Genomic DNA, 26,476 nt, shown 5'->3' with positions numbered 1-26,476 from the left:
AGGTGAAAGAATCAGTCGATGGACTTGACAATATCCTCGACGACCTTCTTCGCATCGCCGAAGACCATCATCGACTTGTCCATGTAGAACAGCTCGTTGTCCAGCCCGGCATAACCCGCCGCCATCGAGCGCTTGTTGATGATGACGGTCTTCGCTTTCCAGGCATCGAGAATGGGCATGCCGAAGATGGGGCTGCCCTTCTCCAGCGCGGCGGGATTGACCACGTCGTTGGCGCCGAGAACGATCGCGACATCTGCCTGACCGAACTCGCCGTTGATGTCCTCCATCTCGAAGACCTGGTCATAGGGCACTTCCGCCTCTGCCAGCAGGACGTTCATATGGCCCGGCATGCGTCCCGCGACGGGATGGATCGCGTATTTGACATCGACACCTTTCTCCGTCAGCTTCTGCGCCATTTCCTTGACCGCATGCTGTGCGCGAGCGACGGCCAGCCCGTAACCCGGAACGATCACCACGCTCTCCGCGTTGCCGAGCATGAACGCGACATCGTCGGCGCTTCCTGACTTCACGTTCCGCTGCGGTGCCGCTACGCCGCCCTGACTGTCCCCTGCTGCTCCAAAGCCGCCCAGCAGCACGCTGAAGAAGGAGCGGTTCATCGCGCGGCACATGATGTAGCTCAGGATCGCGCCCGAGCTTCCAACAAGCGAACCCGCGATGATGAGCATGGTGTTGCCGAGACTGAAGCCGATTCCCGCGGCAGCCCAACCGGAATAGCTGTTGAGCATGGACACCACGACCGGCATATCCGCACCGCCGATGGGAATGATGAGAAGGACGCCGAGCGCGAGCCCGATGGCGAGCACCATCAACACGCCGAGCCATTCCTGTGTCGCGACGAAGTGGTAGCAGAAGTAAAGCGCGGCCAGTGCCAGCACGAGGTTGAGCTGATGCTGTCCGCCAAAGCGCACCGGCGCACCCTGGAACAGCCTGAACCGGTACTTGCCGGCGAGCTTGCCGAACGCGATGACCGAACCCGTGAAGGTGACGGCGCCGATGAAAAGCCCTAACGCCAGCTCCACCCGGTTTCCCGCCGGCAGCGTTTCGCCCTTTGCGACGACGCCGAACGCCCACGGCTCCGCGACTTCGGCCACGGCGATCAGTACCGCGGAGAGACCAATCATGCTATGCATGAACGCGACCAGTTCCGGCATTTTGGTCATCTCGACGCGACGGGCCATCGTCCCGCCGATCCCACCGCCGACGATGAGCGCGCCTGCCGCCCAGAGCATGAGTTGGGGGGCGCTCTGCACATGCTGAACGATCACGGCGCATGTGGTGAGCACTGCAATGGTCATCCCGCCCATGCCGAACAGATTGCCCCGGATAGAGGTCGTAGGGTGCGAGAGTCCCTTCAGCGCCTGAATGAAGCAGACGCTCGCGAGCAGATAAGACAGCGCTACGGTATTGGGTGCCATGTTATCGCTCCCCGCCTGCGGCTTTCGCTTTCTTCCTGAACATCGCGAGCATGCGACGCGTCACCATGAAGCCGCCGAACACATTCACCGCCGCGAGCGCGACAGCGAGGACACCCACGCTGCGTCCGAGTATCGTTTCGGTCTGCACGGCCGCGGGCAACGCGCCCACGATGACAATCGCCGAGATGGCGTTGGTCACCGCCATGAGCGGGGTGTGGAGCGCCGGCGTGACGTTCCACACGACGTGATAACCGACGTATATCGCAAGGACCAGCACGGTCAGGTTGGTCACGGTATGACTGACGAGCATGTCCATATTCATTGCTCCCCTTTCGCTTTTCCGTTGTGCGCCACGAGACAGGCGGCGACGATCTCGTCCTCGAGATCGATATGCAGGCTGCCGTCCTCCGCCGTGAGCAGACGGACGAACTCTTGGACGTTGCGCGCGTAGAGACTGCTGGCGTCCGAGGCGACGAGACCCGGAAGATTGGTCTCCCCGACGATCGTCACGCCCGCCACCTCCACCGTCTTTCCCGGCTCGGTCAAGGGACAGTTGCCGCCCGCTGCCGCCGCGAGATCGACGATGACGGACCCGGCTTTCATCGACCGCACCATCTCTTCCGTCACCAGGACAGGTGCCGCGCGTCCAGGGATCAGGGCGGTGGTGATGACGATGTCGGCCAGCGCGACCCGTTTCGCAACTTCCCTCTGCTGACGCGCAAGCCAGCTCGCCGGCATGGCCTTCGCATAGCCGCCTTGTCCCTCGGCCGCGTCGCGCTCTTCCTGCGTCTCGAAGGGAACGTCGACGAACTTCGCGCCCAGCGACTCGACCTGCTCTTTCACTGCCGGCCGCACATCGGACGCTTCCACCACCGCGCCAAGCCGCTTGGCGGTGGCAATCGCCTGCAGGCCGGCCACGCCCACGCCGAGCACGAAGACGCGAGCGGCCTTGACCGTGCCAGCCGCAGTCATCAGCATCGGGAAGATGCGCTGATATCGGTCGGCGGCCATCATCACGGCCTTGTAGCCCGCAATGTTCGCCTGTGAACTGAGTACATCGATGCTCTGCGCGCGGCTGGTTCTCGGCGCGGCTTCGAGCGCAAACGCGCTGATGCCGGCACTCGCCAGTCGCGACACGCCGGGCTGATCGAAAGGATCGAGCAGGCCGACCAGCGCCGTGCCGCTCCTCAGCTTCGTCAGTTCAAGATCGGATGGACCGCGCACCTTGAGGACGAGATCGGCCCCGAGCGTGCCGGAGTCGTCGGACAGTTCTGCGCCTGCATTTGCGTAGTGCTCGTCGAGCATGCCCGCCCGGTGTCCCGCGCCGCGCTGGACGCGCACCGTATGTCCCTTCGCCACAAACTTCTTTACCGTCTCCGGTGTCACGGCGACTCGCCGTTCGCCGTGCAACGTCTCCGCCGGAATGCCTATCAACATTTCGACTGTCTCCATGGATTGTTTCGCCGGACGTAGACCGCGAACCGCGTGCGCGAAGGCGCGCGGCAACCATCAGCGGCCGGCGTTTGATCAACCGAGCATGTTGTCGGCACTGACGAATGCGTAGCCGAGGTCGGCTGCGACCGCCGCGTGCGTGACGTGTCCCTCGCACACGTTGAGGCCGTTGCGCAGGTGCGGGTCGGCACGCAAGGCTTCGCGCCATCCCTTGTCGGCGATCGCGAGCGCGTGCCCCAGCGTGGCGCCGTTCAGCGCAAACGTCGACGTGCGCGCGACCGCCCCCGGCATGTTCGTCACGCAGTAGTGGATGACGCCGTCTACCTCGAAGGTCGGGTCCGCGTGCGTTGTGCCACGGGAGGTTTCGAGACAGCCACCCTGATCGATGGCAACGTCCACGACGACTGCGCCTGCCTTCATCTTCGATACCATCTGGCGCGTCACGAGCTTCGGCGCCGCGGCCCCGGGAACCAGCACGCCGCCGATCAGCAGATCGGCGTCGATCACGGCATCTTCGATGCTCGATGCCGTCGAATAGACGGTAGAGATGCGGTTGCCATAGACGAGGTCCAGCGCGCGCAGGCGCTGCACGCTCTTGTCCAGCACGGTGACTCGAGCGCCCATCCCGACCGCCATCTGTAGCGCGTTGGTGCCGACGACCCCCGCGCCGATGATGACGACGTTGGCCGGGGCAACGCCTGGCACGCCGCCGAGCAATACGCCGCGACCGCCCTTGCTTTTCTCGAGATGGGCCGCGCCGGCCTGAATGCTCATTCGACCGGCCACTTCACTCATGGGCGCAAGCAACGGCAAACCACCGTCCGCGCCGGTAATCGTCTCGTACGCGATGCACACAGCTCCCGACTCGATCAATGCCGCCGTTTGCTCCGGGTCCGGCGCGAGATGCAGATAGGTGTAGAGCACCTGACCCTGGCGCAGCATGCTCCACTCTGCGCGCTGCGGCTCCTTGACCTTGATGATCATGTCGGCCTGGGCGAAGACATCTTCCGCGCTGTCCACAATCTGCGCGCCGGCGGCTTCATACAGGTCGTTGCCGAGGCCAATGGCGACGCCGGCATCGCGCTGAACGATCACACGGTGCCCCCTGCTCGCCAGTTCGCGCACGGAAGGCGGGGTGAGGCCCACACGATATTCGTGATTCTTGATTTCCTTCGGAACTCCGATAAGCATGACGACTCCTCCATTGAGTGATGAGCGTTGTCTCGTTCGCAATCAGACGACCTTTGCCCTTTCGAGCATGGCGTGCATCAGCACGTTGCAACCGGCGGCGAGGTGGTCGGCGCGCGCGTCCTCGATTTCGTTGTGACTGATCCCGTCCTTGCAGGGGACGAAGATCATCGCGGCCGGCGCGACGCGTGCCGCGTAGATGGCATCGTGTCCCGCACCCGAGACCACGTCCATGTGCGAGTAACCGAAGCGCTCGGTGGCCGAGCGCACGGCATCGACACAACCGGCATCGAAGGGACACGGGGGATAGTGCGACACCCGCTCGAGCGAAACCTTCACGCCACGGCTTCCCTGAACTTTCGCGATACAGGCGAGCAGTTCCTCGTGCATCTGGTCGAGCAGCGGGCCGGTCTCGTTGCGCAAGTCGATGGAGAAGCGCACCTCGCCGGGAATCACGTTGCGGCTGTTCGGAAACACCTGCACGTAGCCCACCGTGCCGCGTCCGGACGGCGCATGGCGGTTGGCAATGGCGACCACGTCCTGCATCAGCACCGTCGCTGCCTGGAGTGCGTCGCGCCGCAAGGGCATGGGCGTCGGACCCGCGTGCGATTCGACACCCGTCACCACGCAGTCGTACCAGGACAAGCCCAGCACCGCGGGCACGACGCCGATGACCCGGTCAGCATCTTCCAGAACCGGACCCTGCTCGATGTGTGCTTCGAAATACGAGCCGACCGGATGATCGCCGCAGTGCTCCGTGCCCAGATAGCCGATGCGCTCCAGCTCGTCCCTGACGCTGACGCCATCCACGTCCTTCATGGAATAGGCGTGTTCGAGCGTGAAGGCGCCGCAAAACACGCCTGAACCCATCATCACGGGAACGAAGCGGGAGCCTTCTTCGTTCGTCCAGACCGCGACTTCGATAGGCGCATCGGTTTCGATGCCCTGCTCGTTCAGCGTGCGCACCACTTCGAGACCAGCCAGCACGCCGTAATTGCCGTCGAACTTGCCGCCGGTCGGTTGCGTGTCGATGTGGCTGCCGGTCATGACCGGCGCAAGCCCGGGGTTTCTTCCCGCGCGCCGCATGAAGATGTTGCCGATCTGATCGACGGTTACGGTCAGGCCGGCCTCTTTCGCCCACGAGACCACCTTGTCGCGGCCTTGCTTGTCGAGGTCGGTCAGAGCAAGACGCTTGACACCGCCCTTCGGCGTCGCGCCGATGGATGCAAGCTCCATCAGCGAGTTCCACAGCCGCTCCTGGTTGATGGACAGCGCCTGATCCGTCACTGCATGGCTGCTCATGGCAGACACTCCTTTGATATCCGTTTCGAGCAGCACGTCAGGCTCTTCCTGCGAATGCCGGAATCACCTCGCGGCCATACGTTGCGATGATGTTTTCTTCGTCGCCGTTGTCGAGGTAGATGTTGAACTGGGTGACACCGGCTTCCTTGAGCTGGTTCAGCTTCCGGACATGCTCCTGAGGCGTGCCGAGCACGCAGAAGGATTTCACGACATCGGGCGTGATGAAGTCCAGGAACGGGTTGTCGCTCTGGCCGTGCTTCGAGTAGTCGTAGCCGCGGCGCTTTTCCACGTAGCTCGTGAGGCTCTGCGGGACCAGATCCGTGTCCTTGCCGTATTTCTCCACGATATCCGCGACGTGGTTCCCGACCATGGCCGGAAACCATTTGGTCGCCTCGATGCCTTCCTCCATGCTGCGGAAGTACGCCGGCGCCGCTGCCATCACACGGAACTTGCCGGCGTCACGCCCTGCGGCACGGGCAGCCGCCTTGCATTGGTCCGCGAACCACTGGCACAAACCGGGATCGGCGATCTGCAGGACGACGCCTTCCGCGTGTTCGCCCGCGCACTTCAGTGCAAGAGGACCATAGGCGCCGATCCACGCGGGCATGTCGTAGCCGTCGGCCCACGGAAACTTCACCGGATTCGGGCACCCTTCGTAGGTGACTTCCTCGCCGCGCACCATGGCCTTCACCTTGTGCACGAACTCGGCGACGCGTTCGAGCGGCGCGGGCTTGTTGCCCATGACGCGGCGCGAACTGTCGCCACGTCCAACCGCGAATTCGAAGCGATTGCCGCTTTGCTTCGCCAGCGAGCCGAAGAGCGATGCCGCCAGCGACCAGTCACGCAGGTCCGGATTCGTGACCAGCGGACCGAAGCGCATCTCCTTGGTGTGCTCCATCAGCATGGCCATCGCCGGATAGGGCTCGCGCCAGAGAATGTGCGAGTCATAGAACCAGCAGTATCGGAAGCCGGCGACTTCCGCCATGCGAGCCAGGTAGCGTGCGCGGTCGGCTTCGACGAAGCCCTTGAAGCAAATGCCAAATTCCATGTCTACTCCTTCGTTGTGTGCGGAGAACGTCGGGATCAATCAGGCGGCCGCCATGCCGGGCGCCCAGATGCGGATGCCGGCGTGGCTGAAAGGAACTTTCTTGCTGATGTTGAGGCGGATGAGAATCGGGGTGATGGCTTCGACGCATCGTGCCGAGGCGGCGGGACCGGCGTCGTACACGTTCACGTTCAGCTTTTCGATCAGGGCGGCGACTTCTTCCTTCGCACTGGTCTCGTTCCCGACGATGAGCACGTCACAGTTGATGGGCGCATCCATATGATTCAGCGTATGAGCCGACACGTTGTGAAGCGCGCCCACCACCGGAACCGAGTCGCCCAGGAGTTGCTGGGCTGCTTCGGTCGCCGACCCCTCCGGCGGCATCGCGACCGCGCGCGGATTGCCCTGCGCCAGCGGAACGACGATATCGACCAGGATCCGGTTCGTCAGTCCGTCGGCGACGGATTGCAGCGTGGCGTCGTGCGCGGCATACGGCACCGCGAGCACCACGATGCGGTCCGATCGGGCCACGGCCTCTTCATTCGAATAGCCTGACACCGGCGTGAAAGTCGCGCCGCGCACGGATGGATCGCTCGCAAGCGAGTCATTGAGTGCTTGCGCGATCTCGCTGGCTCGTGCGGCATCGCGTGAACCGAGCGCGACGGGAACACCCGCGACGGCGAAGCGCTTTGCCAGCCCCTGCCCTTGCGGGCCGGTTCCTCCAAGAATGGCGATGGTCATTTGAAAAGGTCCTCATTAAGGGGGCGTACGTAGCGGCGCGCACTCGCGTCGGGGTCCGCACGCCATTGCAGTCCACGGAAGATGACGACCGGAGTCGCAGCGTCCTTGGGCATCAGCAGGCCGCTTGCGGCCGCGATTTCATCGGCGAATGCTTGTTGAGACACTTGCAGTTCCCGCCCGAAGGCGTCCTTCTGTCCGACCCAGTCGATGATGGGCGGCACGTCGGAGAGGCCGATCGCGACATTCACCAGCGCATTGCGCCAGGCCCGGCCGAACGTGTCCGTCACGATGACGCCGGGCCGGATCGCCGTTCTCGCTGCAATGCCATGCGCGATGCGTCGCGCACTCGCATCGGGATCCACGGGCAACAGAAGCAGCTGGCCTTCGTTGCCGCCGAGATTGCTTTCATCGATGCCGGCATTGGCACACACCCATCCGGATACGTGCCGCGCAATCACCAGCCCCGCGGGCCGCGCGGGCACGACGCGCAGGATGTCAGTGCTTTCATCGAGGATCGCCTGAACCTTCCGTGCGTCCTTTCCGCACGCCGCCGATATCTCCCTGGCCTCGCGGCCCGGTTCGATCTCGGCGACATGGCGAATGCGGTTCTCGGCCTTCGAAACGATCTTTTGCGCCACCACGACGATGTCGGAGGGTTCCCACGTGCGCCCGGACGCCTCCATGGCATCGGCAATGAAAGCCGCGATATCGTCGTCGGGACGCACTTCGGGAATACCGCTCAGTGCGAAGGCTTCGACGGACGAGCGGTCAGACATGGCTGACCTCTTCGCAATGAAATCGCCGCGCCTTCCACGCCGAGCCGTTCTGACTGACATCACGGTTGTCTTCCCACTGACTGCGCAGCCGTGCGTAGTCGTCCAGCGTGTCGACATCGAACGCGAGGCCCGGCAACGCCAGGCACGTCACGCGGAGGCCCTCGTTCTTCAGCAACGCGGCGTGGCGCTCAGCAGACTTGCCGCCGTAATTGAAGGACCAGGACGAAGACAACCCGCCCACTGGAAGAAGCAACGCGTTCGTGCCTCCGTCGCGGGAGGCAACGACAGTCGCACAGCCCGGTGCGCGCGTCGCCAGAAGCTGCCGGAACTCATCCGCGCGCAGACAGGCGAGGTCGCCGGGCAGCAACAGCAGCCAGTCGAATCCCGTCTGCCGCGCATGGTTCAGCGCGATCATCGCCGCGTTGTTCAGCCCTGCTTGTCCGCGCTGGGCCACTGCCGGGGCGGGCACATCGGACAAGGTGAACGTTCGGGTTTCCGACGCGGCTTCTGCGACGAACGGGCAGTTCGTCACGACGATCCGGACGAGTTCCGGAAACTCTGTGGACAGGAATTGCTGCCCGCGAATGAATAGTCGAAGCGCGATACGCTCCCGCTGTGCGCAATCCAGCCCAGTCGACAAGCGGGATTTCGCGGCGCTGAGACGCTTCATCGGAACCGCCACCAGGGTCTTCATGCTGTCCTCCACACATCGTGGTTCAGCTCGACGCCGCTCGCCAGCAACACCGCCCGGGCCAGTTCCGTCGCGGCGGCCCGGTCGCCGATCCGTGTTGCAGCAAGCTGAACCTGTGGAACGCCTGCGGCTTTCAGCCTGTCGACATCGGCATGATCGGATTCGTCGATCACCAGACGGTCCAGCAGGTCGCCGTAGAGCGTTGCGATCGCCGCGTTGCCCTCTCCTATCGCGAGGTCGCCCAGCATCCTGTCGAGCGGGCCTTTGATCGCTCTGCCGCCGATCAGCGGCGACACGGCAACACGCTGCGCACGTGTCTTCGCTAGCGCGTCACGAAATCCGGGCAGCGCGAGCATCGGGAGGATCGACAGCAAGGGATTGGACGGAGCAATCACGATGAGGTCAGCCTCGGCCAGCGCCTGAGCGGCAGCGCCGGACAGCCGCGCCTCGTCGGTCATGTAGCGAAGCGCCCGCACTGCGGGTTGCGCGCGTTGCTGGACGAACCATTGCTGGAAGCGTTGGCTCCCTTCATCGGTTTCGATGAGCGTCGGCGCGGGGTCATCGCTTGCCGGCATGACCGCAGCCTTCACTTTCAATGCCTTCGCGATGCGTGCCGTGATCGAGGTCAACGACGCGCCTTCGGCAAGGCACTGCGCCCGAAACAGATGCAGGCCGATATCGCCGTCGCCGAGATGCATCCACGTATCGGCGGCGCCGAGCTTGCGCAGCATCCCGAGCGCGTTTGCCGTGTCCCCCGCGACGCCCCATCCCTGCTGCGCGTGAACCACGTTGCCCAAGGTGTAGATGACCGTATCCAGGTCCGGGCAGACGGTGAGACCGTGAAAGCGCTCGTCATCGCCGATATTCACGATGACCGAGAGACTGTCCGGCGGCAGCGCGCCCACCAGACCGCGCGCCATCCTCGCCCCGCCGACGCCGCCCGCGAGCAGCACGACCTTCGGCGGACGCCTAGACATGGCTGGTCTCCAGAGCCGACACCGGCCGCGTCATGAAGCGGACCGGACTCTGCGCGCGCGGCTTCAGCGTACCGATGTCGATGGGGTCGTGGTCGTGGTACACCTCGAGCGTCTTGTAGAGCGTCGAACGACGCACCGCATCACGTTCCGCGTGCCGGATGATCTGGACCATTTCGAACGCGGTGACCTCCTCGCCGTGCGACGAACCTGCCGAACGCGAGATCGTCTCGTCCATCAGCGTTCCGCCGAGATCGTTGACACCCGCGCGCAGCAGCGTCTGAGCCGTCTCGGTACCGAGCTTGACCCACGAGACCTGAATGTTGTCGATCCAGCCCGCCAGCATCAGACGGGATACCGCGTGAACCTTGATGTGCTCCGCTGGCGTGGCCCCCGGTCGAACCCCTGGAATGCGCTTTTCCACGTACAAGGGCGCATCGGCATGCACGAATCCAAGCGGCACGAACTCCGTGAATCCGCCCGTGTCCTTCTGGATGCTCCGCAGACGGTCGATATGGTGAGCCCAGTGGCGCGGACTGTCGATGTGGCCGTACATCATCGTCGAGGTGCTGCGAAGCCCCACGGCGTGCGCTGCGCGAATCGTGTCCTCCCACGCGGCCGCCGAAAGCTTGTCGCGCGTGAGTTGCCGGCGAATCTCGGTGTCGAGGATCTCGGCTGCCGTTCCTGGGATCGAACCCAGTCCTGCTTCCTTCAGTTCCGCGAGAAACTCGGTGACCGGCATCTTGCGTTTGCGTGCGCCGAACCAGACCTCGAAAGGCGAAAACGCGTGGACATGCATCGCCGGCACCTGCCGCTTGACCGCGCGCAGCACATCGCGATAGTAAGTGGGCGGCAGATCCGGATGAAGACCGCCCTGCATGCATACTTCGGTCGCCCCCCGGTCCCAGGCCACCTGGGCGCGATGCGCGACTTCATCGAAGTCGAGCCAATAGGCACCCGCGCTTTCACGCCGTTTCGCGAAGCCGCAGAAGCGGCAACCCATGTAGCAGACGTTGGTGAAGTTGATGTTCCGTGTGACGACGAAGCTGACGTTGTTGCCGCACCGGGACGCGCGAACCACGTTCGCCGACGCCGCGATGGCCGGCACATCCGTCAGCGGCGCTCCGAGCAGATGTTCTGCATCCAACACGCCAAGCTCCGCCCCGGACAGCGTTCGTTCGAGGATATGACGGGTCCGGTCCGAGGCTGAGTTCAGCACATCGCCGATAGCCGCGCTATCGGCGGGAACCAGTTCTGCATAGGTTTGGGGATTCATACCTGTACCTCCTGATGCGATTGCAGGCGCTCATGTGCCTGGTGACGGGCGAGGCCGTCCACGCGGGCGAGTGCCGCGAGGGCGACCAGCGGTTTCGCGCCAAAGAAGCGGCTCACATGCTGCGGTTGCAGGAACGACGGATACGCCGTCAATCGCTCGACGAGTTCGAAGCCGAGCGTTGCGCTTCTCCGGGCAATTTCACCGACGGCCGGCCACGCGCGCTCGGGATTGATGTGATCCGCGGTCACCGGCGAGATGCCGCCGAAATCGTTGATTCCCGCAAGCAGGTAGCGCTCGAACGCCTCGTTCAGATTCGGCGGCGCTTGCAGCGAAATCCCGGGCGGAAGCAGCAGCCGCGCGACAGCGAGGGTGCGCAGCATGTCGTCCATGTCCGGCTCTGCGCACAGCGCCATCGGCGTGCCGGGCTTCGCGCGGAAGTTCTGCACGATGACTTCCTGAATGTGGCCGTATCGCACATGGAGTTCGGCAATCGCGAGCAGGCTATCGATGCGTTCTTCCCAGGTCTCCCCAATGCCGATGAGAATGCCCGTGGTCATCGGCAGGCTCGCCTCTCCTGCTCGCTCCAGTGTGCGAAGCCGTTGCACCGGCACCTTGTCCGGACAGGCGAAATGCGCTTGTCCACGAGCCGTCAGCCGCCGGCTGATCGTCTCCAGCATGATGCCGGCGCTGCCGGCCACCGCCTTGACGCGGCGCACCTCGCCCGGGTCGAGCGTTCCGGCATTCACGTGCGGAACGAGCGACGTTTCTTCGAGCACGCGCTTGCACATCGCAATGACGTAATCGATGGTGCTCTCATAGCCCAGCGCGGCCAGCATGTCTGCCGCCTCGGGGTGCAGAAGTTCGGGCTTCTCGCCCAGCGAGAACAGCGCTTCCTTGCAACCCAGGGCCTCGCCGCGCCGGACGATCTGGAGCACCTGTTCCGGCGTCAGATAGCCTGCACCCGGCGTGCCGGGCTGCTTCGCAAAAGTGCAGTAGCCACACTTGTCGCGACACAGATTGGTGAGCGGCACGAAGACCTTGCGTGAGTACGTGACGTTGCGCCCCCAGCTGCCGTCGCGTATTCCAGCCGCACGGTCCATCAGCCGCGCGAGTTCCGCTCCGCTCACAGCGGCGAGCGCGCAGGCTTCTTCACGGGAGATGACGCTCATAGCGACCTCTCGACCGCGCGCGGTACGTTGCGCTCGTTTCGTAGCTGGTTTGCGTTGAACTGAGTCGAGAATGGCGCCCGATGCACATAACGCCCCTGTCCTCGTTCGGCCCTCAAGTCGCCGCGGGCGAACGCGATGCTGCCTGCCGTGATGGTGTAAGCGGGAAGGCCCCGGACTGTACGTCCTTCGAAGATGTTGAAGTCGCCCTTCGAAAACTGGGTCGAAGCCGACAGCGTTCGGGTCGCCTGGGGATCCCAGACCACGATATCGGCGTCCGCGCCAGCCGCGATAACGCCCTTGCGCGGGTAGATATTGAAAATGCTCGCGGCATTGGCGGACGTGATCCGAACGAATTCTGATGGCGTCAGCCTTCCGGAATTGACGCCGGCATCCCAGATGACGGCCATGCGCTCTTCTACGCCGCCACAGCCGTTGGGAATGCGGGTGAAGTCGGTTTCGCCCATCGCCTTCTGCGACGCGCAGAACGTGCAGTGATCGGTCGCAGTGGTGTGAAGCGAGCCGCTTTGCAGACCATTCCAGAGCGAGCTCTGGTGCGCGGCATCGCGGAACGGGGGACTCATGACATGCGCTGCCGCGCTTGCGAAGTCGCGGTTCAGATAGACCGATTCGTCCACGACCAGATGTCCCGCCAGAACCTCGCCATAGATTCGGAGCCCGCGAGCGCGGGCGCGCGCGATGGCGTCGGCGGACTCGGTGCAGCTGACGTGGACGATATAGAGTGGCACGCCCATCGCTTCGGCAATGGCAATCGCACGTTGAGCCGCTTCGGCCTCGACGACGGGCGGACGCGAAAGCGGATGCGCTTCGGGTCCGCTGATCCCGGCCGCGAGAAGCCGCTGCTGCAACGTGTGGACGAGCTCTCCATTCTCGGCATGAACGGTGGGAATGGCGCCCAGTTCCAATGCCCGGCTGAAGCTGTTCACCATGATCTCGTCGTCCGCCATGATGGCGTTCTTGTAGGCCATGAAGTGCTTGAAGCTGTTCACGCCCTCTTCTTCCACGAGCCGGCCCATGTCCGCGTGCACGCTTTCATCCCACCAGGTGACGGCGACGTGAAAGCTGTAGTCGGAGGCGGACTTTTCCGCCCATCCGCGCCAGGTTCTGTACGCGTCCATCAGCGGTTGTCGGGGTGCGGGAATGACGAAATCGATGATCGAAGTCGTTCCTCCGGCCAGGCCGGCAGCGGTGCCGGTGAAGAAGTCGTCGGCGGCCACGGTCCCCATGAACGGCAACTGCATGTGCGTGTGCGGGTCGATGCCGCCGGGCATGACATACGCGCCGCCAGCATCGATGACCTGAGCGCCGTCTGCGCCCTTCAGGTCGAGCCCGACCTCGACGATCCGGTCGCCGACACACAGCACGTCGGCACGTCGTTCATGGTCCGCATTGACCACGATGCCACCACGAATAAGCACGCACTTCATCGCTCCTCCTTACTTTCACTTGCCATCGAGCCGTTTCGAACCCTGGAGCCGCGCAAAAAAATATTTTTGTCCGTTAGGTCAATATTTTTCCAAGCGGTAAAATGTGAACTCAATGTAGGAAACCAAATTTGCGGCGAACATGTACAGCGGCGGAAAAACTCCACCAACCGTGCAGGCCAGATGAGCAACACAGCCGAGCAACACAGCGGGAGGACCGCACGATGGATGACGACTCTCAGTTGCCGGGAGCGTGGCAGCGCCTGGTCATCGACCGCTCCAGACGGGGGGAACTCGTGAGCCAGCTTGTCGCCGGCATCGCGGACATGATGACGGCGGGCAAACTGCCCGCCGGCGAGCGCCTGCCCTCCGTGCGCCGGATCTCCCGGGTGCTCGGGCTGAGCACCTTTACCGTGGCGGAGGCCTACAGCCGGCTGGTCGCCGACGGCCTGTTGATCGGCCGGCCCGGGGCGGGCTATTTCGTGAACAGCCGGGCGCCTGCAAGGACCGCAACCCGGCGGCCATTCGATCTGGCGACACCGCAATACATCGATCCGCTCATGGCGGAGCTGTACACGCCCAGCACGAGCGTGCTCCCGGTCAGCGCGGGATGGTTGCCGGCCTCATGGCTCGACACGGAATGGATGCAAGGGATCGGGCGTCAGGCAATCAGGCTGAGCCAGCAAAGAGCGCAAGGCTACGGGCATCCGCTCGGCCTGCCTGAATTGCGCGAAGTGTGGTCGCAGCGACTGTCCGTCGCCGGACTGCTGCATGTGGATCCGGGCCATATCCTCCTTACGCACGGCGCAACGCACGCTTTCGACATCGTTCTGCGGACGCTGACCCGCCACGGTGACACCGTGCTGATGGAAGAACCGGGATACCCGCCGCTTGCAGCCCTGATCGAGCAACACGGCTGCGAACTCATGCGTGTGCCGCGCGGCGCGGGCGGACTCGACCTCGACGCATTCGACCGCCTGTGTGCGCAACATCAGCCGAAGCTCTTTTTCGTTCAGACCGTGCTTCACAATCCTCTGGGCACGACGCTCAATGCGAGCGACGCGCATCACCTGATCAATATCGCTGAACGTCGCGGTCTGCGTCTGGTCGAGATGGACGTATCACGCGAGCTAGCCCGTCCGGGCGACCCATCACTTGCGGCATTGGACGGCTTGCAGCGCGTCATACGCATCGACAGCACGTCGAAGACGCTGTCGCCTCAATTCCGGGTGGGCTCCATCTGCGCGTCGGAGGATCTGATTCGCGATTTCGCCCGCACGAAGATGGTGACGGGCTTGCCGAGTTCGGAGCTCGAAGAGCGCATCGTCAGGCATGCATTGGTGTCGAGTGAATATCGGCGCACGGTTGCGCGCCTCGAAACCCGACTGGCCCTCGCCATCGACAAAGGCGTGGCCATACTGGAGTCCTATGGCATGCGCCCGCTGACCAGGCCACAGGGCGGCTTCTTCATCTGCGCGGAATTCGACTCCCACGCAGGCGACTCGCCCAACGCAACATCCGGTGCGGCCATTGCGAACGCCGCGCTGGAAGCCGGGCTGCTGCTCTTGCCGGGAAGCTTCTTTTGCGGGAAGCGATCCGCCGACCCACCCTGGTTTCGCTTCAATCTGGCGTGGATCGACCATCCGCGTGTGCAGCACTTTTTCCAAACGATCAAGAGGTAACGTGCATGGCCAGCCCAGACACCGCAGCGCCCGCGACCCCGTCTCGCCGTGCTCGCCTGCGCGGCGACATGGAACAGAAGATCCTGCTCCAGGCCGAGGAAGTCTTCGCGCAACTCGGCTTCGATGGTGCGTCGATCAATATCATTGCAGAGCGCGCAGGCGTCTCGAAGCAGAACCTGCTGTATTACTACCCGAACAAGCTCTCGCTGTACAAGCGCGTCCTCGACGATGTCATGAGCGCCTGGCTTCAGAGTCTCGATGCTCTTGCACACACCGACTTGCCTCCCGCCGAGGCGCTTGATGCCTACATCGACGCGAAGATCGATTTCTCGGTCAACCGGCCCAACGGGTCCCGAGTCTATGCGCTCGAAATCATCGGCGGCGCGAGGAACTATGGAAAGGAGATCAAGGCGCGTCTGGTGCCGATGCTCCATCAGAACATCGCGACCCTCGAGAGCTGGATGGAGGCCGGACTGGCCGACCAGGTCAGCGCGGAGCATCTGATTTTCGCGATCTGGGCATCGACGCAGGCTTACGCCGACTTTTCTTCCCAGATGCAATTGGTGCTTGGCAAGAAACGGCTGACATCGGCGGATCAGAGCATCGCGCGCGCGACACTCAAGACGCTTGTCAAACGCACGTTGAAGCTCGAAGAAGAATGATGCGTGGCGCCTGACCGATTGTCTGGCGAGCATTCCGGCAGGTTTCGCATGCCGATGATTCGCTCACCCTTCGAGCGTCACCGGCGTGAGCGGTATGGCGACGCAGGGCAGGCACTTCCCGGCTTCGACCGTCGCTGTGCCATCGGGATGCATGACCTCGCCCTCGACCAGTCTCAGCACGCAACTCTCGCACTGCCCGGTTCGGCATCCGCTGGCCAGGGCCGCACCTGTCTTCTCCAGCTGGTCGAGCAGGCTGCCGGCGGCGGGATCCCACGTGATGCCTGTGTTCGAGCGCGACAAGCTCACGGGTTGCGGCCCGTTGTGTTCCAGGACCGCTTTCCTGCTCGAAGGCCCGAACGCCTCCATGTGAATCCGGTCCTTCGCTACCCCGGCTTGTCGAAGCATGTCGGTCACGATGTCGACCATCATCGGCGGCCCGCACATGTAGAAATCGGCCTCGACGCCATGGTCCGCGAGCAGCGCTTCGAGCGAGATGTTGCCCTCGAAGTCGAAGCAGTTTCCGGTGCGGTCACACGCCTCGACGACGCCATAGAACGTGACGACCTGCAAGCCAGGCATCGAGGCCTTCAAGTCCGACAATTCCTGCCGGAATGCGTGATCCCTGCCAGAGCGCACGCCATACACTAGCCGCACCGGGCTCGTGTTCCCTTGTGCGCGCAACTGGTACAGCATGGAAACGAAAGGCGTGATGCCGATGCCACCCGCGATGAACACCGCCGGCCGCTCGAACTGCACGTTCTCATCGACGAACGGCAGATGGAACTTGCCCTTCGGCGCTTGCAGCTCGACGCGCGCGCCTGCCGTCAACGTATGCAAAAGCCCGGACATCTGCCCGACATAGTCATTCGCGCCACGGGCGAGCTTGACTGAAATTCGGTAGGAACCCTCCTCCTGTGCGCCCGATAGGGAATAACACCGCACGATCGTCGCGCCCTCCGCCGTGCGCACACGGATATTCAGATGCTGACCGCCACGAAACGGCGACAGCGGCTTGTTGTCCACGGGACGGAACACGAACGACATGACGCCATCGGCCTCGAGACGCGTCGAGGCGATGCGGAATTCACGCCAGCCAATCCAGCCGCGCTCCGTGCCCGTCAGGACCGGCACGACGTCGCAGAGGTAAGAGCGGTGTCCAACCGAGCCGCTGATCGGGTCGGTGGCTTCGTCGGAGATGAGTCTGTTCAGGTTGGCGTCTTCGGCCGACAACGGCGCGGGCGCGGGCAGTCCCATCGTCTTGTTGCCGGCCCACCAGCCGTACTGCGCCCAGACGACGCGAGGGTCCAGCGTCGCATCGAGTTTCGCCCGCATCCTGACCGCGCCGAGATGGGTTTTGACGTCCACCATCATGCCGTCGTCGATTCCGCGTTCTCCGGCCGCGTCCGGATGCAACTGTACTTCCGGTTCCGGCGAGCGCTTGCGCAGCGACGGAATATCCCGATGCTGGCTGTGACAGAACTGGACCACCTTCGCCGATGTCAGCACCAGCGGATAGTCGGGCGAGTCTTGCCGCATCGGCGACATGGCCGGTTCGACGAATTCAGGCAGAGGATTCTGCCCTGCGTCGCGGAAGACTTCCGAGAACACCTCCATCTTTCCGGTGTGAGTCTTGAATCCGGTGTCGCGATACTTGTGATATCGCGTGGTCAGGCTCTTGCGAACGCCATTGGGCTGCAAACGCAGCTGGTCGACGGTCAGTTCGAGCGGCGCCAGCATATGATTCATGCCGGCCTCGATGCTGCCGTTCCAGAACAGGTCGCCATGACCCAGACGCTGGGCCAACTGGAAGACGATCTCGGCATCGGAGCGCGACTCGCCACGGCTCTCGATGGCGGCCTGGCGAAACTGAACATGGCTTTCCGCGCTCTGGCTGCCTTCGAAGCCAATGCGCAATGCCTCCCGCTCCCACGGCGTATTGACGGGCAGGAAGATGTCCGCATAGGCCGCGGTCGGCGACAGCACGACGTCAGCGTGTACGTAGAATTCGAGCGCCTTGAACGCTTCGACGCCTCGCGGGACATTGCCGTGCGTGACGAGGAAGTTGCGTCCGAAGCCCATCATCCCGCGAATCCTGTAGGGCTCGCCATCGAGAATGGACGTGTAGAGCGAGTCCGAGGTCACCCAGGCGTTTCGTCCCGGCCCGAGCGGCGAGTGGCTGAGTTCAATGCACTTTGCCCGTTGTTCGTCGGTCAGGAGGCTCGTGTCGGCCACATTGTTCGATGGCGGTCTGGCGAACTCGACGTTGCCTCCTTGCGTGTCGAAACTGCCGGTGAGTCCCATCAGAATGGCAATGGCCCGGTCGGTTTGCGTGGCGTTCGTGTGCTGGCCCGTGCCCGTCCACATGTAGTAGCTCACAGGCCGCGCGTCATGGAGCATGCGCGCCGTCTCCGCAACCTGTTCCCTGCGTACCCAGCACACACGTTCAACGACGTCCGGGGTGTATTTTTCGCATAGCTCCCAGTACAGCTGGAAGGCGCTCCTGCATTCGATACGCTCGCCATCTGCCGTACGCACTTCGGTGCTTGCCATCAGCGTGGGCTGTGCGCCTTCTGCATAGCGCTTCGACTGCCTGCCGTAGCCCACCAGTCCGCCTGACTTGTCCAGCGCGACCAAGGTGTCTTCATCGAATGGCCGGGCAACGCTCGCGTCCGCGAGGTCCTTCGCTCGCAGAAACCGCATGGTGTCCGTCCGTACGAGCAAAGGGCCGTTGCTCCATTGCGTGACGAAGTCCTCGTCGTACCACCGGTTGGCGATCATCTCCCTCGCGATGCCCAACGCGAGCGCGCCATCCGAACCTGGCCTTACACGCAGCCATTGATCCGCTCTCGAAGCGAATCCGGCCCGGCGCGGATCGACCACAATGATCTTCGCGCCGCGATTCGCTGCGGCGCCGGTTGCGGTCGCGTGATCAAGCCAGGTCGCGCTGGGATTGTGGCCCCAAAGCACGACGCATCCTGTCTTTTCGAAGTCCGGCGACGCGATCGAACGGCCGAACGTGTAGGCATGAGCGAAGTCCTTATGCCAGTTGCAGACCTCGACGCCGTACGCAATATTCGGACTTCCGAAGGCGTAGGTGAATCGTTCGACCCATTGAATGCTGTCGGAAATGGGCGTACCGCTGGGCGTGGTCCAACTGAAGGCGACAGCTTCGGCTCCCGATTCTTCGCGAATCTTGCCCAAGCCCGCTGCGACCCGGTCAAGCGCCTCATCCCAGCTGATCTGCTTCCAGCCGGGGTCGGGATCTCCCTTGGGTCGCGTCCTCATCAATGGGAAGAGTTGTCGTTCGGGCCGGTACACGATCTCCGGGGCTGCACGCCCTTTCACGCACAAGGCCACGCCGGTTGGGTGGTCAGGGTTCGGCTCCTGCCCGATGAATTTCCCGTTTTCAGTCACCATGACCGATCCGCAACGGGACTTGCAAAGGGCACAGAATCCTGGCGTGCGTGATAGGGACATCGAATACTCCGGTTGGATCTTTGGCTGGGCTTCGGAAGAGGTTGTTTGGCGGTGCGGAGTGCCGCTGAGCTTGCACGTGCGATCTTGAGCTTGGTGATGCTCATGCAGATGCAGGCAACTCGTTCTTGCGCAGCAGCGTGTGGTGGCACACGATCGGTTTCACCACGCGTTGGGGTGGCCACGAGTGACCTGGATCATGGACTCAATTGTGCGGCGTCATATGAGCGCGAACAACGGCGGATGATGTCGAATTCCAGACAAGACCGACGGGGCGTTCTGGGGAGCCGAAATTCACGGCCGGAGAGGATGAAGCGAATTAGCGGTCATTCGGGCCCTTGCGGCAAGGTACTTGTGTGCGGTCGGGACTTGGGGTCGAGAATGGCGGTGCGGTCGATGACACTATGCTCAGCAGAAGGACCGCAGCGAATTCTTCGACCACACCGCCGAGGACAATCCTAGGGCGCGCTCGAGTTCGACGACGAATCAGTCACGAAAGCCGACGCCCTCTCCCCGAGTCTGGGGTTCAATACAATCGTTGCTGCAAGCCAGAGTCATCGGTGGCGGGCGAAGGGATGACGAGCATCACCGCGGCTTGTCGGCCTTTGCGGTCGACCAGCACTCGGTCCGCCTACGACCGCGGTGTCACGCGAAGCAGCCGTTGCTGCTTGCGAGCTGAGATTACTTGCGGGCGCGTCTGCTAGCGGCCACCAGGCGTCATTCGCCGCGTCTTTCGTTTTGATATTTGACCGGCCGCCACCGCCGAGCAGCGGACATACAGCGGCATGACGAAAGGTCGCCGGCAGTCTTCGCTTCAAATATCGATCGTAGTCCGTGGCCCGACAGCATGTCTCAAGCCGCCGACCATCGTCACGCGACGTCGGAAGGCGATAGCGACAACGGTCATCGACGCGCCCGCCACAAGATCGATGGCGTGGTGTCCGCCATAGACTGGCGTGGCAGACAGCATCATCAGGTTCAGAACGATAAAAGGCGCAAATGCCCGAGTATCACGCACGGACCAGCACAGCAGCGCACCGATCACCATATGCATCGACGGCATCGAAATCAAACCTTGCATGTGCGCGACATCGATCGTTCTCAATGTGCCGGATCGCAGCAGTTCAAATTCTGTCCAATCAGAAATGTCCGCGTGATATTTTCCCCAGTAATATTTTGCTGCGCCGGTTGCCGGAGCGAGATACGAGACGATGATCGACACAACCAGCGTCGAAGCCAGTAACTCGATGAGTTCGACGAGTCTTTCGCGCCGGTCGCTCAGGGCGAGAAATGCCACCTCACCTAACAGTATCAAAATGGTACTGGAGTAAAGAATGCCAGCAAGGTGCGCGTAGTCGGGATGGCTGGTGAACCATTGGTAATAGCCGCCCCAATGGAAGCCGAGACTTAGGTCGGCCGCCGCCAGGAACGAATCGGTCAGCGGGTGCGCAGTGCTAGCGACGAGATAGGAAAAGATCATCGCGGCCGTCGAGAATGCCGTCGCGACTGCATACGCTTCGCAGAGAATGCGTATCCTTCTCGAACGGCGGCACCTCCGGAACACAAGGGGTAGAAAACAAGCGGCGATGAACGTCGCTCTGTTCAGCAGGCTTTGCCACTGTATATGCCATTCGCCACAGGCCAGCCAGACGACATCCACGAGTACGATCGTCGTCAACAGCGCCCATGTGAAGCCGAACGTCTGGCCCGACGGGGTGTGATCGAAACTGCCGCGCTGCCATGCCATTCGAAGGGTTAACTTCATCTTCTCGCTTGTTTTGTCTCGACTTAATCGCTGGTTTAACGGCGCCTCGTTCAAAGACTTGAATTCGCGAATGGTGCAGTTCAGAAGGCGCGGACTTAAAGCAGCCCCTACTGCTGGCAGCAAGCGAAGACCGGTTTAAGTAGCCTTACATATGCGAGATTAAGAAATGGCCGATGGCTTGCCCACAGAGGCGATGCGAGATTGACCGTTGTGGCCTGAAAAGCGCCCTCGGACCAAGTTGCAGCGTGTAGCGCAAACGGCTCGGCTTCCGCCAATCGTATTCGGTCCCGCGAGGCCAGAACCTGCCCCCCGTACATACCTGCGCGATCGCTGCCACCCAGATCAAAAATTCAATCGCTTCACGTTGTCATCCCGGCCCGACGCAGCGAATCTCAAAGTGCCCGAGTGTCCAGCTCGGCGGCACGATCAATACCGAGATGCTCCCTCAAACCCTCCCAGCCAGCATCCGTCACCGTCACAACGCGGCTCTCCCGACCTCTCTTCATCCATCCCTTCGAACAGAATGCATCCATCAGTTGCGCACCGAGCGCGCCGGCGACGTGGTATTGGCGCTCGGTCCAATCGAGGCAACGATGCGCATGTCCTGCCTGATCGGCGAAGGACTCGCCGGGGTCGATGCCAAGTGTCCGCAGCCACGACTGCCCGCGCGGTGTCAGCGCGTAAGCGTATTCGTCGTTCTCCAGAAGGCAGCCACGCTCGATCATGCGCTGCGTGATGGCTACGCCGATTTGCCCCGCGAGATGGTCGTAGCAGCAGCGCGCGAAACGCAGCTCCCGGGCGGAGCGGTTCGGTGTCGTGCGCCAGGCCCGAGTGACCGGGCCAACTGAGGCGAGGCTCTCGAGCACGCGCGCAATGTGCGGGCCGGCCAGTCTGTAGTAACGGTGCCGTCCCTTGCTCTCCACCTTCAGCAAACCGCCATCGAGCAGTTTGGTGAGGTGCGAACTCGCGGTCTGCGCGGTCACGCCGGCGACTTCCGCCAACCCACTCGCCGAGCGTGCACAGTTGTCGGTCAGCGTGATCAGGATGATGGCGCGGACGGGCTCTGCGATCAGATGGGCAACGGTGGAAATCGTGTGCTGGCTCACGGCAACGCTCCGGTTCAAGCTGATTCTTGTCGTGTATCGCGACGCCAGAATGGCTTCGCCATACTTCGATACGCATCGAAGCATTGTTGATGGCATACCACTTATAGTCAACCCGTCATCGTGTCGGGAGCCTTGTTCCGTGAGTGAAGCAGCCAGCTACAAGCAGCGCATCATGTGGGCGACCAGTCTCAGCTATGTCGTCGTCATACTCGATACCTCGATCGTCAACATTGCCCTTGCGCGCATTGCCGTCACGTTCGGTTCGGACGTGTCGGGCCTGCAGTGGGTGGTCACCGCCTATACCCTGACCTTCGCCTGCCTGCTGCTGACCGGTGGCCTGCTGGGCGATCGTCTCGGCGCGAAAAACGTCTATCTGACCGGTTTGCTGGTATTCGCGGCCGCATCGGCCTTATGCGGCGCAGCCCCGGATCTCGCGACGCTCGTGATTGCCCGCATGCTGCAGGGCGTTGGCGCGGCGCTGCTCGTGCCATCTTCGTTGACGCTCATCAGCATCGGCTATCCGGTAGCGACAGAACGGGCGAGCGCGATCGGCGTATGGGCCGGTTGCGGCGGCATGGCGATGGCAGCCGGGCCGCTCGTGGGTGGCCTGCTGATTCACTGGTTCGGGTGGCGCAGCATTTTTTTCGTGAACGTACCGCTCGCCATCTGTGGGGCATGGTTGACCGCGCGTATTCCGTCCGCATCGCATCGGCGTAGCGAAGCGCATCTGGATCTTGCCGGTCAGGTAGCGGCCATCGCCGCACTCGGAAGCTCCGTCGCGATTCTTGTCGAAGGCGCGAAGCTGGGCTGGACGTCGACGCCCCTCCTCGCTGGTGTTGCACTCGCGGTAACGGCTTGGGGCTGTTTCATTGCAATCGAGCGTCGCCGCACGCAGCCGATGCTTCCGCCCGGTCTTTTCCGCCTTCCGGTGTTCTCTGCATCGGTCTTCGTCTCGCTCGTTTCCGCGCTGATTTTTTATGGATTGCTGTTTCTGCTGAGTCTGTATTTTCAGGAGAATCGCGGCTGGTCCGCCCGCCAGACAGGCCTCGCATTTTTGCCGCTCACTGTCATGGTCGCGATCGGCAGTTTTTCAGCAAGCCGACTGTGCCGGGCTTTCGGTGCGCGCCGGATCGTGGCAGCTGGATTGTTGCTGTATGCAGCGGGGTTCGCGGGCTTGCTGACGTTGTCGAACGACCCGTCGTATTGGCGGGTCGCGCTGTGTTTTCCGGCGATCGGATTCGGCTCGGGCTTGGTGACGCCGGCCAGCACCGCTGCGATGATGAGTACCGTCGATCGATGTCGCGCCGGTATCGCGGCTGGCGTGCTCAATGCAAGCCGGCAGAGTGGTTCGGCCTTTGGCGTGGCGATCTTCGGTGCACTGACAGGCGCAGCGCAGACGCATGGAGCGGGCGTGCGCATCGCCGTGTTCCTGGCGATCGGTCTGTCGCTGGCGGCGGCCGTGTACTGGCGCGTCGCCGTGCCAGCCAACCACGACGATATCCGATTACTCGAAGCCCGTCGGATCGATGCATAGCCCGCTCATCAGCGAGGCTCTCAACACCATTCTGCCGACTACGTCCCGCGGCCTGATGCCTCCTGCTTGCGCATCGGCATGGCGTCGATGGTCTTGAACAAATCACGGGATTCGATCGGCTCGTGCGAGTCCAGCTTTACGCCGCCGTCCTTCCCGACGAGCAGCACGCGAAACGTGCCGGCCTTGACTCCATATCGTTGACGCAGGGCGCTGGCGGAATCGCCGACGCCTTGCACGTCATCCCCAATCACTTCGATCACCAGGAGATCGCGCTCCGTAAAGCCCTTGCTTCCCTTGATAGTCGCGCGCTGTTTCGACAGTGCAGCAGAATCCGCATTCCCGGCGAAAACAATGAGCAAACGCTTCTGCCACGCGTACTGCTCGACGGACGACGGCGCCGCGCCCGCTCCGGCCCTCGAGATCGTGGCCATTCCCATCAGCATCGTTCCAATGATGCCTGCAAGTATCAGAGACCGGTTCATTGGCAAGCCCCTTGGACATATTCCAAGACGTCAGTTGGCCGACGATCTCGTTCCGATCGCTTCGCCAAGCAGATCCGTCAAATCGATTCCGTTTTTCGCGGCATCCAGTTGCTCGTCCGGCACTGGCCCCTGGCGCTCCGGATCGACCAGTGCCTGGTTCAGATCGACATACGGACGCATGCGGTTCTCGTAGGCAGCAAACGCCGCCGCACGATCCGACCCATTGCGCACAAGCGCATGCGCGAGCACGAACGCGCCGACGAGCGCCAGGCTCGTCCCCTGCCCCGAAAACGGCGATGCACAATGCGCCGCATCGCCGATCAGCACGACACCGCGCTTCGACCACGCAGGCATGTGAATCTGCGCGAGTTCGTTGTAGTAAAACTGATCCGTGGTTTTCATTGCATCGATGAAGCGGGGAAACTCGCCTTTCAGATGCGCGCAGCTCTCTGACACGACGCGCTTCTGCGCGTCGACATCGTTGCGGGACAATGGCGGTTCGGGCGCGGCGAAGCCCGCACCGATGCGCAACTCACGCTTGTCGCGGCTCGGATAAATGATGTAACCGACGTCGGCGACGCGATGCCCGATCTGCCAGTCATCGAGCGCAATGAAGTTGGGCGTCGAGAACAGCGCAAGGACCACACCCAGCGGAAAAACAGACGCGGCTTCGTCGTCGAACACCTGCTTGCGGACATTCGAATAGATTCCATCCGCACCGATCAAGAGATCGAACGATCTGTCGACACCGCTTTCAAACGCGACGCTGACACTGTCCTCGCGGGAGTGGATCGCGCGAATGCTGTCGCCATAGAGGAACTCGACCTTCGCGCTCAATGCGTTCATCAGCAATTCGCAAAGGTCGTCGCGAAAGATCTCGATGTCGGTGCTGTCCAGACGGCCCGCGCTGTAGGTGCGTTCTTCTGTCCGATGTATCTCGTTTCCGTCGGCATCTAGCATCGACATGCCTTTGAGCTGCGTGCGCAACGCTCTTGCATCGTCGAGCAAACCCATCGCTTGCATGACATCCAGCGCGACGCCGCGAATATCGACAGCCTGACCGCCGCGTCGGAACTCGCCGGAACGTTCCACGAGCGTCACATCGTACCCGGCACGGTCCAGCCAGAAGGCAGCAGCCAGGCCAGCGACGCCGGCGCCTGAAATCAGAACGTTTCGAGTCATCGAAGATCTCCTCGCTGTCGGTCTTGCCGGCGATTCTATCGCAATCGGCCAGCGTGCCATGCGCCATTCGCGTAAGCGCTTCTATCCAAAACCAGACCTTCGTTGTACCCTTGTCACCCTTTCCGCGGGCCAGGGCGATACCGACAATTCAAATGGACATCAACCGCCTGGACCTCAATCTCCTCAAGATCTTCGACGCTGTTTACCGCCTGCGAAACCTGTCGGAAGTCGCCAAGGAAGTCCATCTCAGTCAGCCTGCAGTGAGTCACGCGCTCGGACGGCTACGCGAGGCCATCGGCGACCGCTTGTTCATCAGAACGTCCGCCGGACTCGAACCGACCGCGCGCTGCGAGCGCCTCGCGGAACCCATACGTTTCGCGCTCGCGACCATTCAGGATTCGCTGCTGGACTCGATCGAATTCCTGCCGGAAGAATGCACGCGCGAATTCCGCCTGCTGCTGTCGGATGTGGGCGAGATCCTGTTCATTCCTCGCCTGCTCAGCCGCCTCAACGAGATTGCGCCGAAGGTGAAGCTTGCGATCTTCCAGGCGCCGCGTTCGAGCTATGAGCAGATGCTGGTTGGACGCGAAGTGGATCTGGTGGTGGGTCACCTGAACATGACCCGCCAGACCATTCGGCATGCCCATGTGTTTCGCGACCAATGCGTGGTCGTGACGCGCAAGCGGGAACGTGCTGACAGCGTCCCGAATGCGCTGACGCTCGATGAATTCCAGTCGAGTTCGCATGTCGCCATCAAACAACTGGACGACCCCGTCGAGTCCGCGTTCGAGGATCTCAACATCCGGCGCACGGTCGTCATGCGCATGCCGAACTATTTCGCCTTGCCAAGCGTCATCGCGCAGTCCGACCTGCTCACCACGGTGCCGTCACGCGTCGCCGCGCACTTCCAGCGCAGCATGTCGCTCGACGTCTACAACGTTCCCTTCCCCTGCCCGTTCTTCGATGTCCGCATGTACTGGCATACCCGCTTCGACACCGATCCCGCGCACGCATGGCTGCGCGAAACCTTCCTTTCCCTGTTCAAGTCAGACGAGCAGTCGGTCGCGGCGCTGACAGCGCGGTGATGGTTACCGAAC

22 protein-coding genes are annotated in these 26,476 nt (G+C 62.7%); 4 read left to right on the top strand and 18 right to left on the bottom strand.

Going from position 1 to position 26,476, the window contains the following annotated elements:
• Window positions 1–11: 11 nt before the first annotated feature.
• The 13 genes from QCE88_RS30865 to hydA all read right to left on the bottom strand — a co-directional run bounded on the left by QCE88_RS30865 (window position 12) and on the right by hydA (window position 13,495).
• Window positions 12–1,436, bottom strand: coding sequence for an NAD(P)(+) transhydrogenase (Re/Si-specific) subunit beta (locus QCE88_RS30865; RefSeq protein ID WP_309908986.1), 1,425 nt, complete (start codon window positions 1,434–1,436; stop codon window positions 12–14).
• 1 nt (window position 1,437) lies between these two features.
• On the bottom strand, window positions 1,438–1,746 hold the full coding sequence (locus tag QCE88_RS30860; RefSeq protein WP_409018291.1) for an NAD(P) transhydrogenase subunit alpha: 309 nt from the start codon (window positions 1,744–1,746) through the stop codon (window positions 1,438–1,440).
• An 8-nt stretch (window positions 1,747–1,754) separates the two neighbouring features.
• Window positions 1,755–2,873, bottom strand: a complete 1,119-nt coding sequence (locus QCE88_RS30855; RefSeq protein ID WP_309910954.1) for a Re/Si-specific NAD(P)(+) transhydrogenase subunit alpha — start codon at window positions 2,871–2,873, stop codon at window positions 1,755–1,757.
• A gap of 90 nt (window positions 2,874–2,963) precedes the next feature.
• The gene (gene ald, locus QCE88_RS30850; protein WP_309908984.1) at window positions 2,964–4,079 is read right to left on the bottom strand and encodes an alanine dehydrogenase; all 1,116 of its coding nucleotides are present in this window, start codon (window positions 4,077–4,079) and stop codon (window positions 2,964–2,966) included.
• A 42-nt stretch (window positions 4,080–4,121) separates the two neighbouring features.
• On the bottom strand, window positions 4,122–5,378 hold the full coding sequence (locus QCE88_RS30845) for a Zn-dependent hydrolase (RefSeq protein ID WP_309908983.1): 1,257 nt from the start codon (window positions 5,376–5,378) through the stop codon (window positions 4,122–4,124).
• Window positions 5,379–5,415: 37 nt separating this feature from the next.
• Window positions 5,416–6,426 carry a TIGR03842 family LLM class F420-dependent oxidoreductase gene (locus QCE88_RS30840; protein ID WP_309908981.1) on the bottom strand — a complete coding sequence of 337 codons (1,011 nt, stop codon included), beginning with the start codon at window positions 6,424–6,426 and terminating at the stop codon, window positions 5,416–5,418.
• Window positions 6,427–6,465: 39 nt separating this feature from the next.
• Entirely contained in the window at window positions 6,466–7,164 is a 699-nt protein-coding gene (npdG, locus tag QCE88_RS30835; RefSeq protein WP_309908980.1) for an NADPH-dependent F420 reductase, read from the bottom strand.
• Entirely contained in the window at window positions 7,161–7,940 is a 780-nt protein-coding gene (cofE, locus tag QCE88_RS30830; RefSeq protein ID WP_309908979.1) for a coenzyme F420-0:L-glutamate ligase, read from the bottom strand. Before cofE ends, npdG begins: the two co-directional genes overlap by 4 nt.
• Entirely contained in the window at window positions 7,933–8,634 is a 702-nt protein-coding gene (gene cofC, locus QCE88_RS30825; RefSeq protein ID WP_309908978.1) for a 2-phospho-L-lactate guanylyltransferase, read from the bottom strand. Before cofC ends, cofE begins: the two co-directional genes overlap by 8 nt.
• Entirely contained in the window at window positions 8,631–9,584 is a 954-nt protein-coding gene (gene cofD, locus QCE88_RS30820) for a 2-phospho-L-lactate transferase (protein WP_309908974.1), read from the bottom strand. The genes cofC and cofD overlap by 4 nt, the downstream gene beginning before the upstream one ends.
• Before the next feature lie 16 nt (window positions 9,585–9,600).
• On the bottom strand, window positions 9,601–10,881 hold the full coding sequence (gene cofH / locus QCE88_RS30815; protein ID WP_309908972.1) for a 5-amino-6-(D-ribitylamino)uracil--L-tyrosine 4-hydroxyphenyl transferase CofH: 1,281 nt from the start codon (window positions 10,879–10,881) through the stop codon (window positions 9,601–9,603).
• On the bottom strand, window positions 10,878–12,050 hold the full coding sequence (cofG, locus tag QCE88_RS30810; RefSeq protein ID WP_309908970.1) for a 7,8-didemethyl-8-hydroxy-5-deazariboflavin synthase CofG: 1,173 nt from the start codon (window positions 12,048–12,050) through the stop codon (window positions 10,878–10,880). Before cofG ends, cofH begins: the two co-directional genes overlap by 4 nt.
• Entirely contained in the window at window positions 12,047–13,495 is a 1,449-nt protein-coding gene (gene hydA, locus QCE88_RS30805) for a dihydropyrimidinase (RefSeq protein ID WP_309908968.1), read from the bottom strand. The genes cofG and hydA overlap by 4 nt, the downstream gene beginning before the upstream one ends.
• A gap of 221 nt (window positions 13,496–13,716) precedes the next feature.
• Between hydA and QCE88_RS30800 the strand changes: the two genes are divergently transcribed.
• Both QCE88_RS30800 and QCE88_RS30795 read left to right on the top strand, forming a co-directional pair.
• Entirely contained in the window at window positions 13,717–15,174 is a 1,458-nt protein-coding gene (locus QCE88_RS30800; protein WP_309908967.1) for a PLP-dependent aminotransferase family protein, read from the top strand.
• Window positions 15,175–15,179: 5 nt separating this feature from the next.
• Window positions 15,180–15,836, top strand: coding sequence for a TetR family transcriptional regulator C-terminal domain-containing protein (locus tag QCE88_RS30795; protein WP_309908966.1), 657 nt, complete (start codon window positions 15,180–15,182; stop codon window positions 15,834–15,836).
• A gap of 63 nt (window positions 15,837–15,899) precedes the next feature.
• Here QCE88_RS30795 and QCE88_RS30790 read toward each other — a convergent pair whose 3' ends face one another.
• The 3 genes from QCE88_RS30790 to QCE88_RS30780 form a co-directional block, all read right to left on the bottom strand.
• A complete protein-coding gene (locus QCE88_RS30790; protein WP_309908965.1) occupies window positions 15,900–19,313 on the bottom strand; it encodes a molybdopterin-dependent oxidoreductase in 3,414 nt (1,137 codons plus the stop codon).
• An 811-nt stretch (window positions 19,314–20,124) separates the two neighbouring features.
• Complete coding sequence (locus QCE88_RS30785) at window positions 20,125–21,198, bottom strand: phosphatase PAP2 family protein (RefSeq protein ID WP_309908964.1); 1,074 nt, start codon at window positions 21,196–21,198, stop codon at window positions 20,125–20,127.
• A gap of 269 nt (window positions 21,199–21,467) precedes the next feature.
• Window positions 21,468–22,181: a helix-turn-helix transcriptional regulator gene (locus QCE88_RS30780; protein WP_309908963.1), complete on the bottom strand. Its 714-nt coding sequence runs from the start codon at window positions 22,179–22,181 to the stop codon at window positions 21,468–21,470.
• A gap of 31 nt (window positions 22,182–22,212) precedes the next feature.
• Here QCE88_RS30780 and QCE88_RS30775 point away from each other — a divergent pair, with 31 nt between their 5' ends.
• Window positions 22,213–23,715: an MFS transporter gene (locus tag QCE88_RS30775; protein ID WP_309908961.1), complete on the top strand. Its 1,503-nt coding sequence runs from the start codon at window positions 22,213–22,215 to the stop codon at window positions 23,713–23,715.
• 38 nt (window positions 23,716–23,753) lie between these two features.
• Here QCE88_RS30775 and QCE88_RS30770 read toward each other — a convergent pair whose 3' ends face one another.
• Both QCE88_RS30770 and QCE88_RS30765 read right to left on the bottom strand, forming a co-directional pair.
• Window positions 23,754–24,197, bottom strand: coding sequence for a DUF4174 domain-containing protein (locus QCE88_RS30770; protein WP_309908959.1), 444 nt, complete (start codon window positions 24,195–24,197; stop codon window positions 23,754–23,756).
• Window positions 24,198–24,227: 30 nt separating this feature from the next.
• Window positions 24,228–25,379 (bottom strand): FAD-dependent monooxygenase, encoded by a 1,152-nt coding sequence (locus QCE88_RS30765; protein WP_309908956.1) that lies wholly within the window; start codon window positions 25,377–25,379, stop codon window positions 24,228–24,230.
• Between the two features lie 152 nt (window positions 25,380–25,531).
• Between QCE88_RS30765 and QCE88_RS30760 the strand changes: the two genes are divergently transcribed.
• On the top strand, window positions 25,532–26,464 hold the full coding sequence (locus QCE88_RS30760) for a LysR family transcriptional regulator (protein ID WP_309908955.1): 933 nt from the start codon (window positions 25,532–25,534) through the stop codon (window positions 26,462–26,464).
• Window positions 26,465–26,476: the final 12 nt, after the last annotated feature.

The organism is Caballeronia sp. LZ035 (genome assembly GCF_031451175.1).
Lineage (GTDB): Bacteria > Pseudomonadota > Gammaproteobacteria > Burkholderiales > Burkholderiaceae > Caballeronia.
Note: the sequence above shows the minus strand (reverse complement) of the source record. Positions and strands in the feature narration are given on the sequence as shown.

Bases quoted from the DNA above. Each gene is read 5' to 3' on its own strand.
- QCE88_RS30865 (WP_309908986.1), bottom strand. From the start codon at position 1,436: ATGGCACCCAATACCGTAGCGCTGTCTTATCTGCTCGCGAGCGTCTGC.
- QCE88_RS30860 (WP_409018291.1), bottom strand. From the start codon at position 1,746: ATGCTCGTCAGTCATACCGTGACCAACCTGACCGTGCTGGTCCTTGCG.
- QCE88_RS30855 (WP_309910954.1), bottom strand. From the start codon at position 2,873: ATGTTGATAGGCATTCCGGCGGAGACGTTGCACGGCGAACGGCGAGTC.
- ald (WP_309908984.1), bottom strand. From the start codon at position 4,079: ATGCTTATCGGAGTTCCGAAGGAAATCAAGAATCACGAATATCGTGTG.
- QCE88_RS30845 (WP_309908983.1), bottom strand. From the start codon at position 5,378: ATGAGCAGCCATGCAGTGACGGATCAGGCGCTGTCCATCAACCAGGAG.
- QCE88_RS30840 (WP_309908981.1), bottom strand. From the start codon at position 6,426: ATGGAATTTGGCATTTGCTTCAAGGGCTTCGTCGAAGCCGACCGCGCA.
- npdG (WP_309908980.1), bottom strand. From the start codon at position 7,164: ATGACCATCGCCATTCTTGGAGGAACCGGCCCGCAAGGGCAGGGGCTG.
- cofE (WP_309908979.1), bottom strand. From the start codon at position 7,940: ATGTCTGACCGCTCGTCCGTCGAAGCCTTCGCACTGAGCGGTATTCCC.
- cofC (WP_309908978.1), bottom strand. From the start codon at position 8,634: ATGAAGACCCTGGTGGCGGTTCCGATGAAGCGTCTCAGCGCCGCGAAA.
- cofH (WP_309908972.1), bottom strand. From the start codon at position 10,881: ATGAATCCCCAAACCTATGCAGAACTGGTTCCCGCCGATAGCGCGGCT.
- cofG (WP_309908970.1), bottom strand. From the start codon at position 12,050: ATGAGCGTCATCTCCCGTGAAGAAGCCTGCGCGCTCGCCGCTGTGAGC.
- hydA (WP_309908968.1), bottom strand. From the start codon at position 13,495: ATGAAGTGCGTGCTTATTCGTGGTGGCATCGTGGTCAATGCGGACCAT.
- QCE88_RS30800 (WP_309908967.1), top strand. From the start codon at position 13,717: ATGGATGACGACTCTCAGTTGCCGGGAGCGTGGCAGCGCCTGGTCATC.
- QCE88_RS30795 (WP_309908966.1), top strand. From the start codon at position 15,180: ATGGCCAGCCCAGACACCGCAGCGCCCGCGACCCCGTCTCGCCGTGCT.
- QCE88_RS30790 (WP_309908965.1), bottom strand. From the start codon at position 19,313: ATGTCCCTATCACGCACGCCAGGATTCTGTGCCCTTTGCAAGTCCCGT.
- QCE88_RS30770 (WP_309908959.1), bottom strand. From the start codon at position 24,197: ATGAACCGGTCTCTGATACTTGCAGGCATCATTGGAACGATGCTGATG.
- QCE88_RS30765 (WP_309908956.1), bottom strand. From the start codon at position 25,379: ATGACTCGAAACGTTCTGATTTCAGGCGCCGGCGTCGCTGGCCTGGCT.
- QCE88_RS30760 (WP_309908955.1), top strand. From the start codon at position 25,532: ATGGACATCAACCGCCTGGACCTCAATCTCCTCAAGATCTTCGACGCT.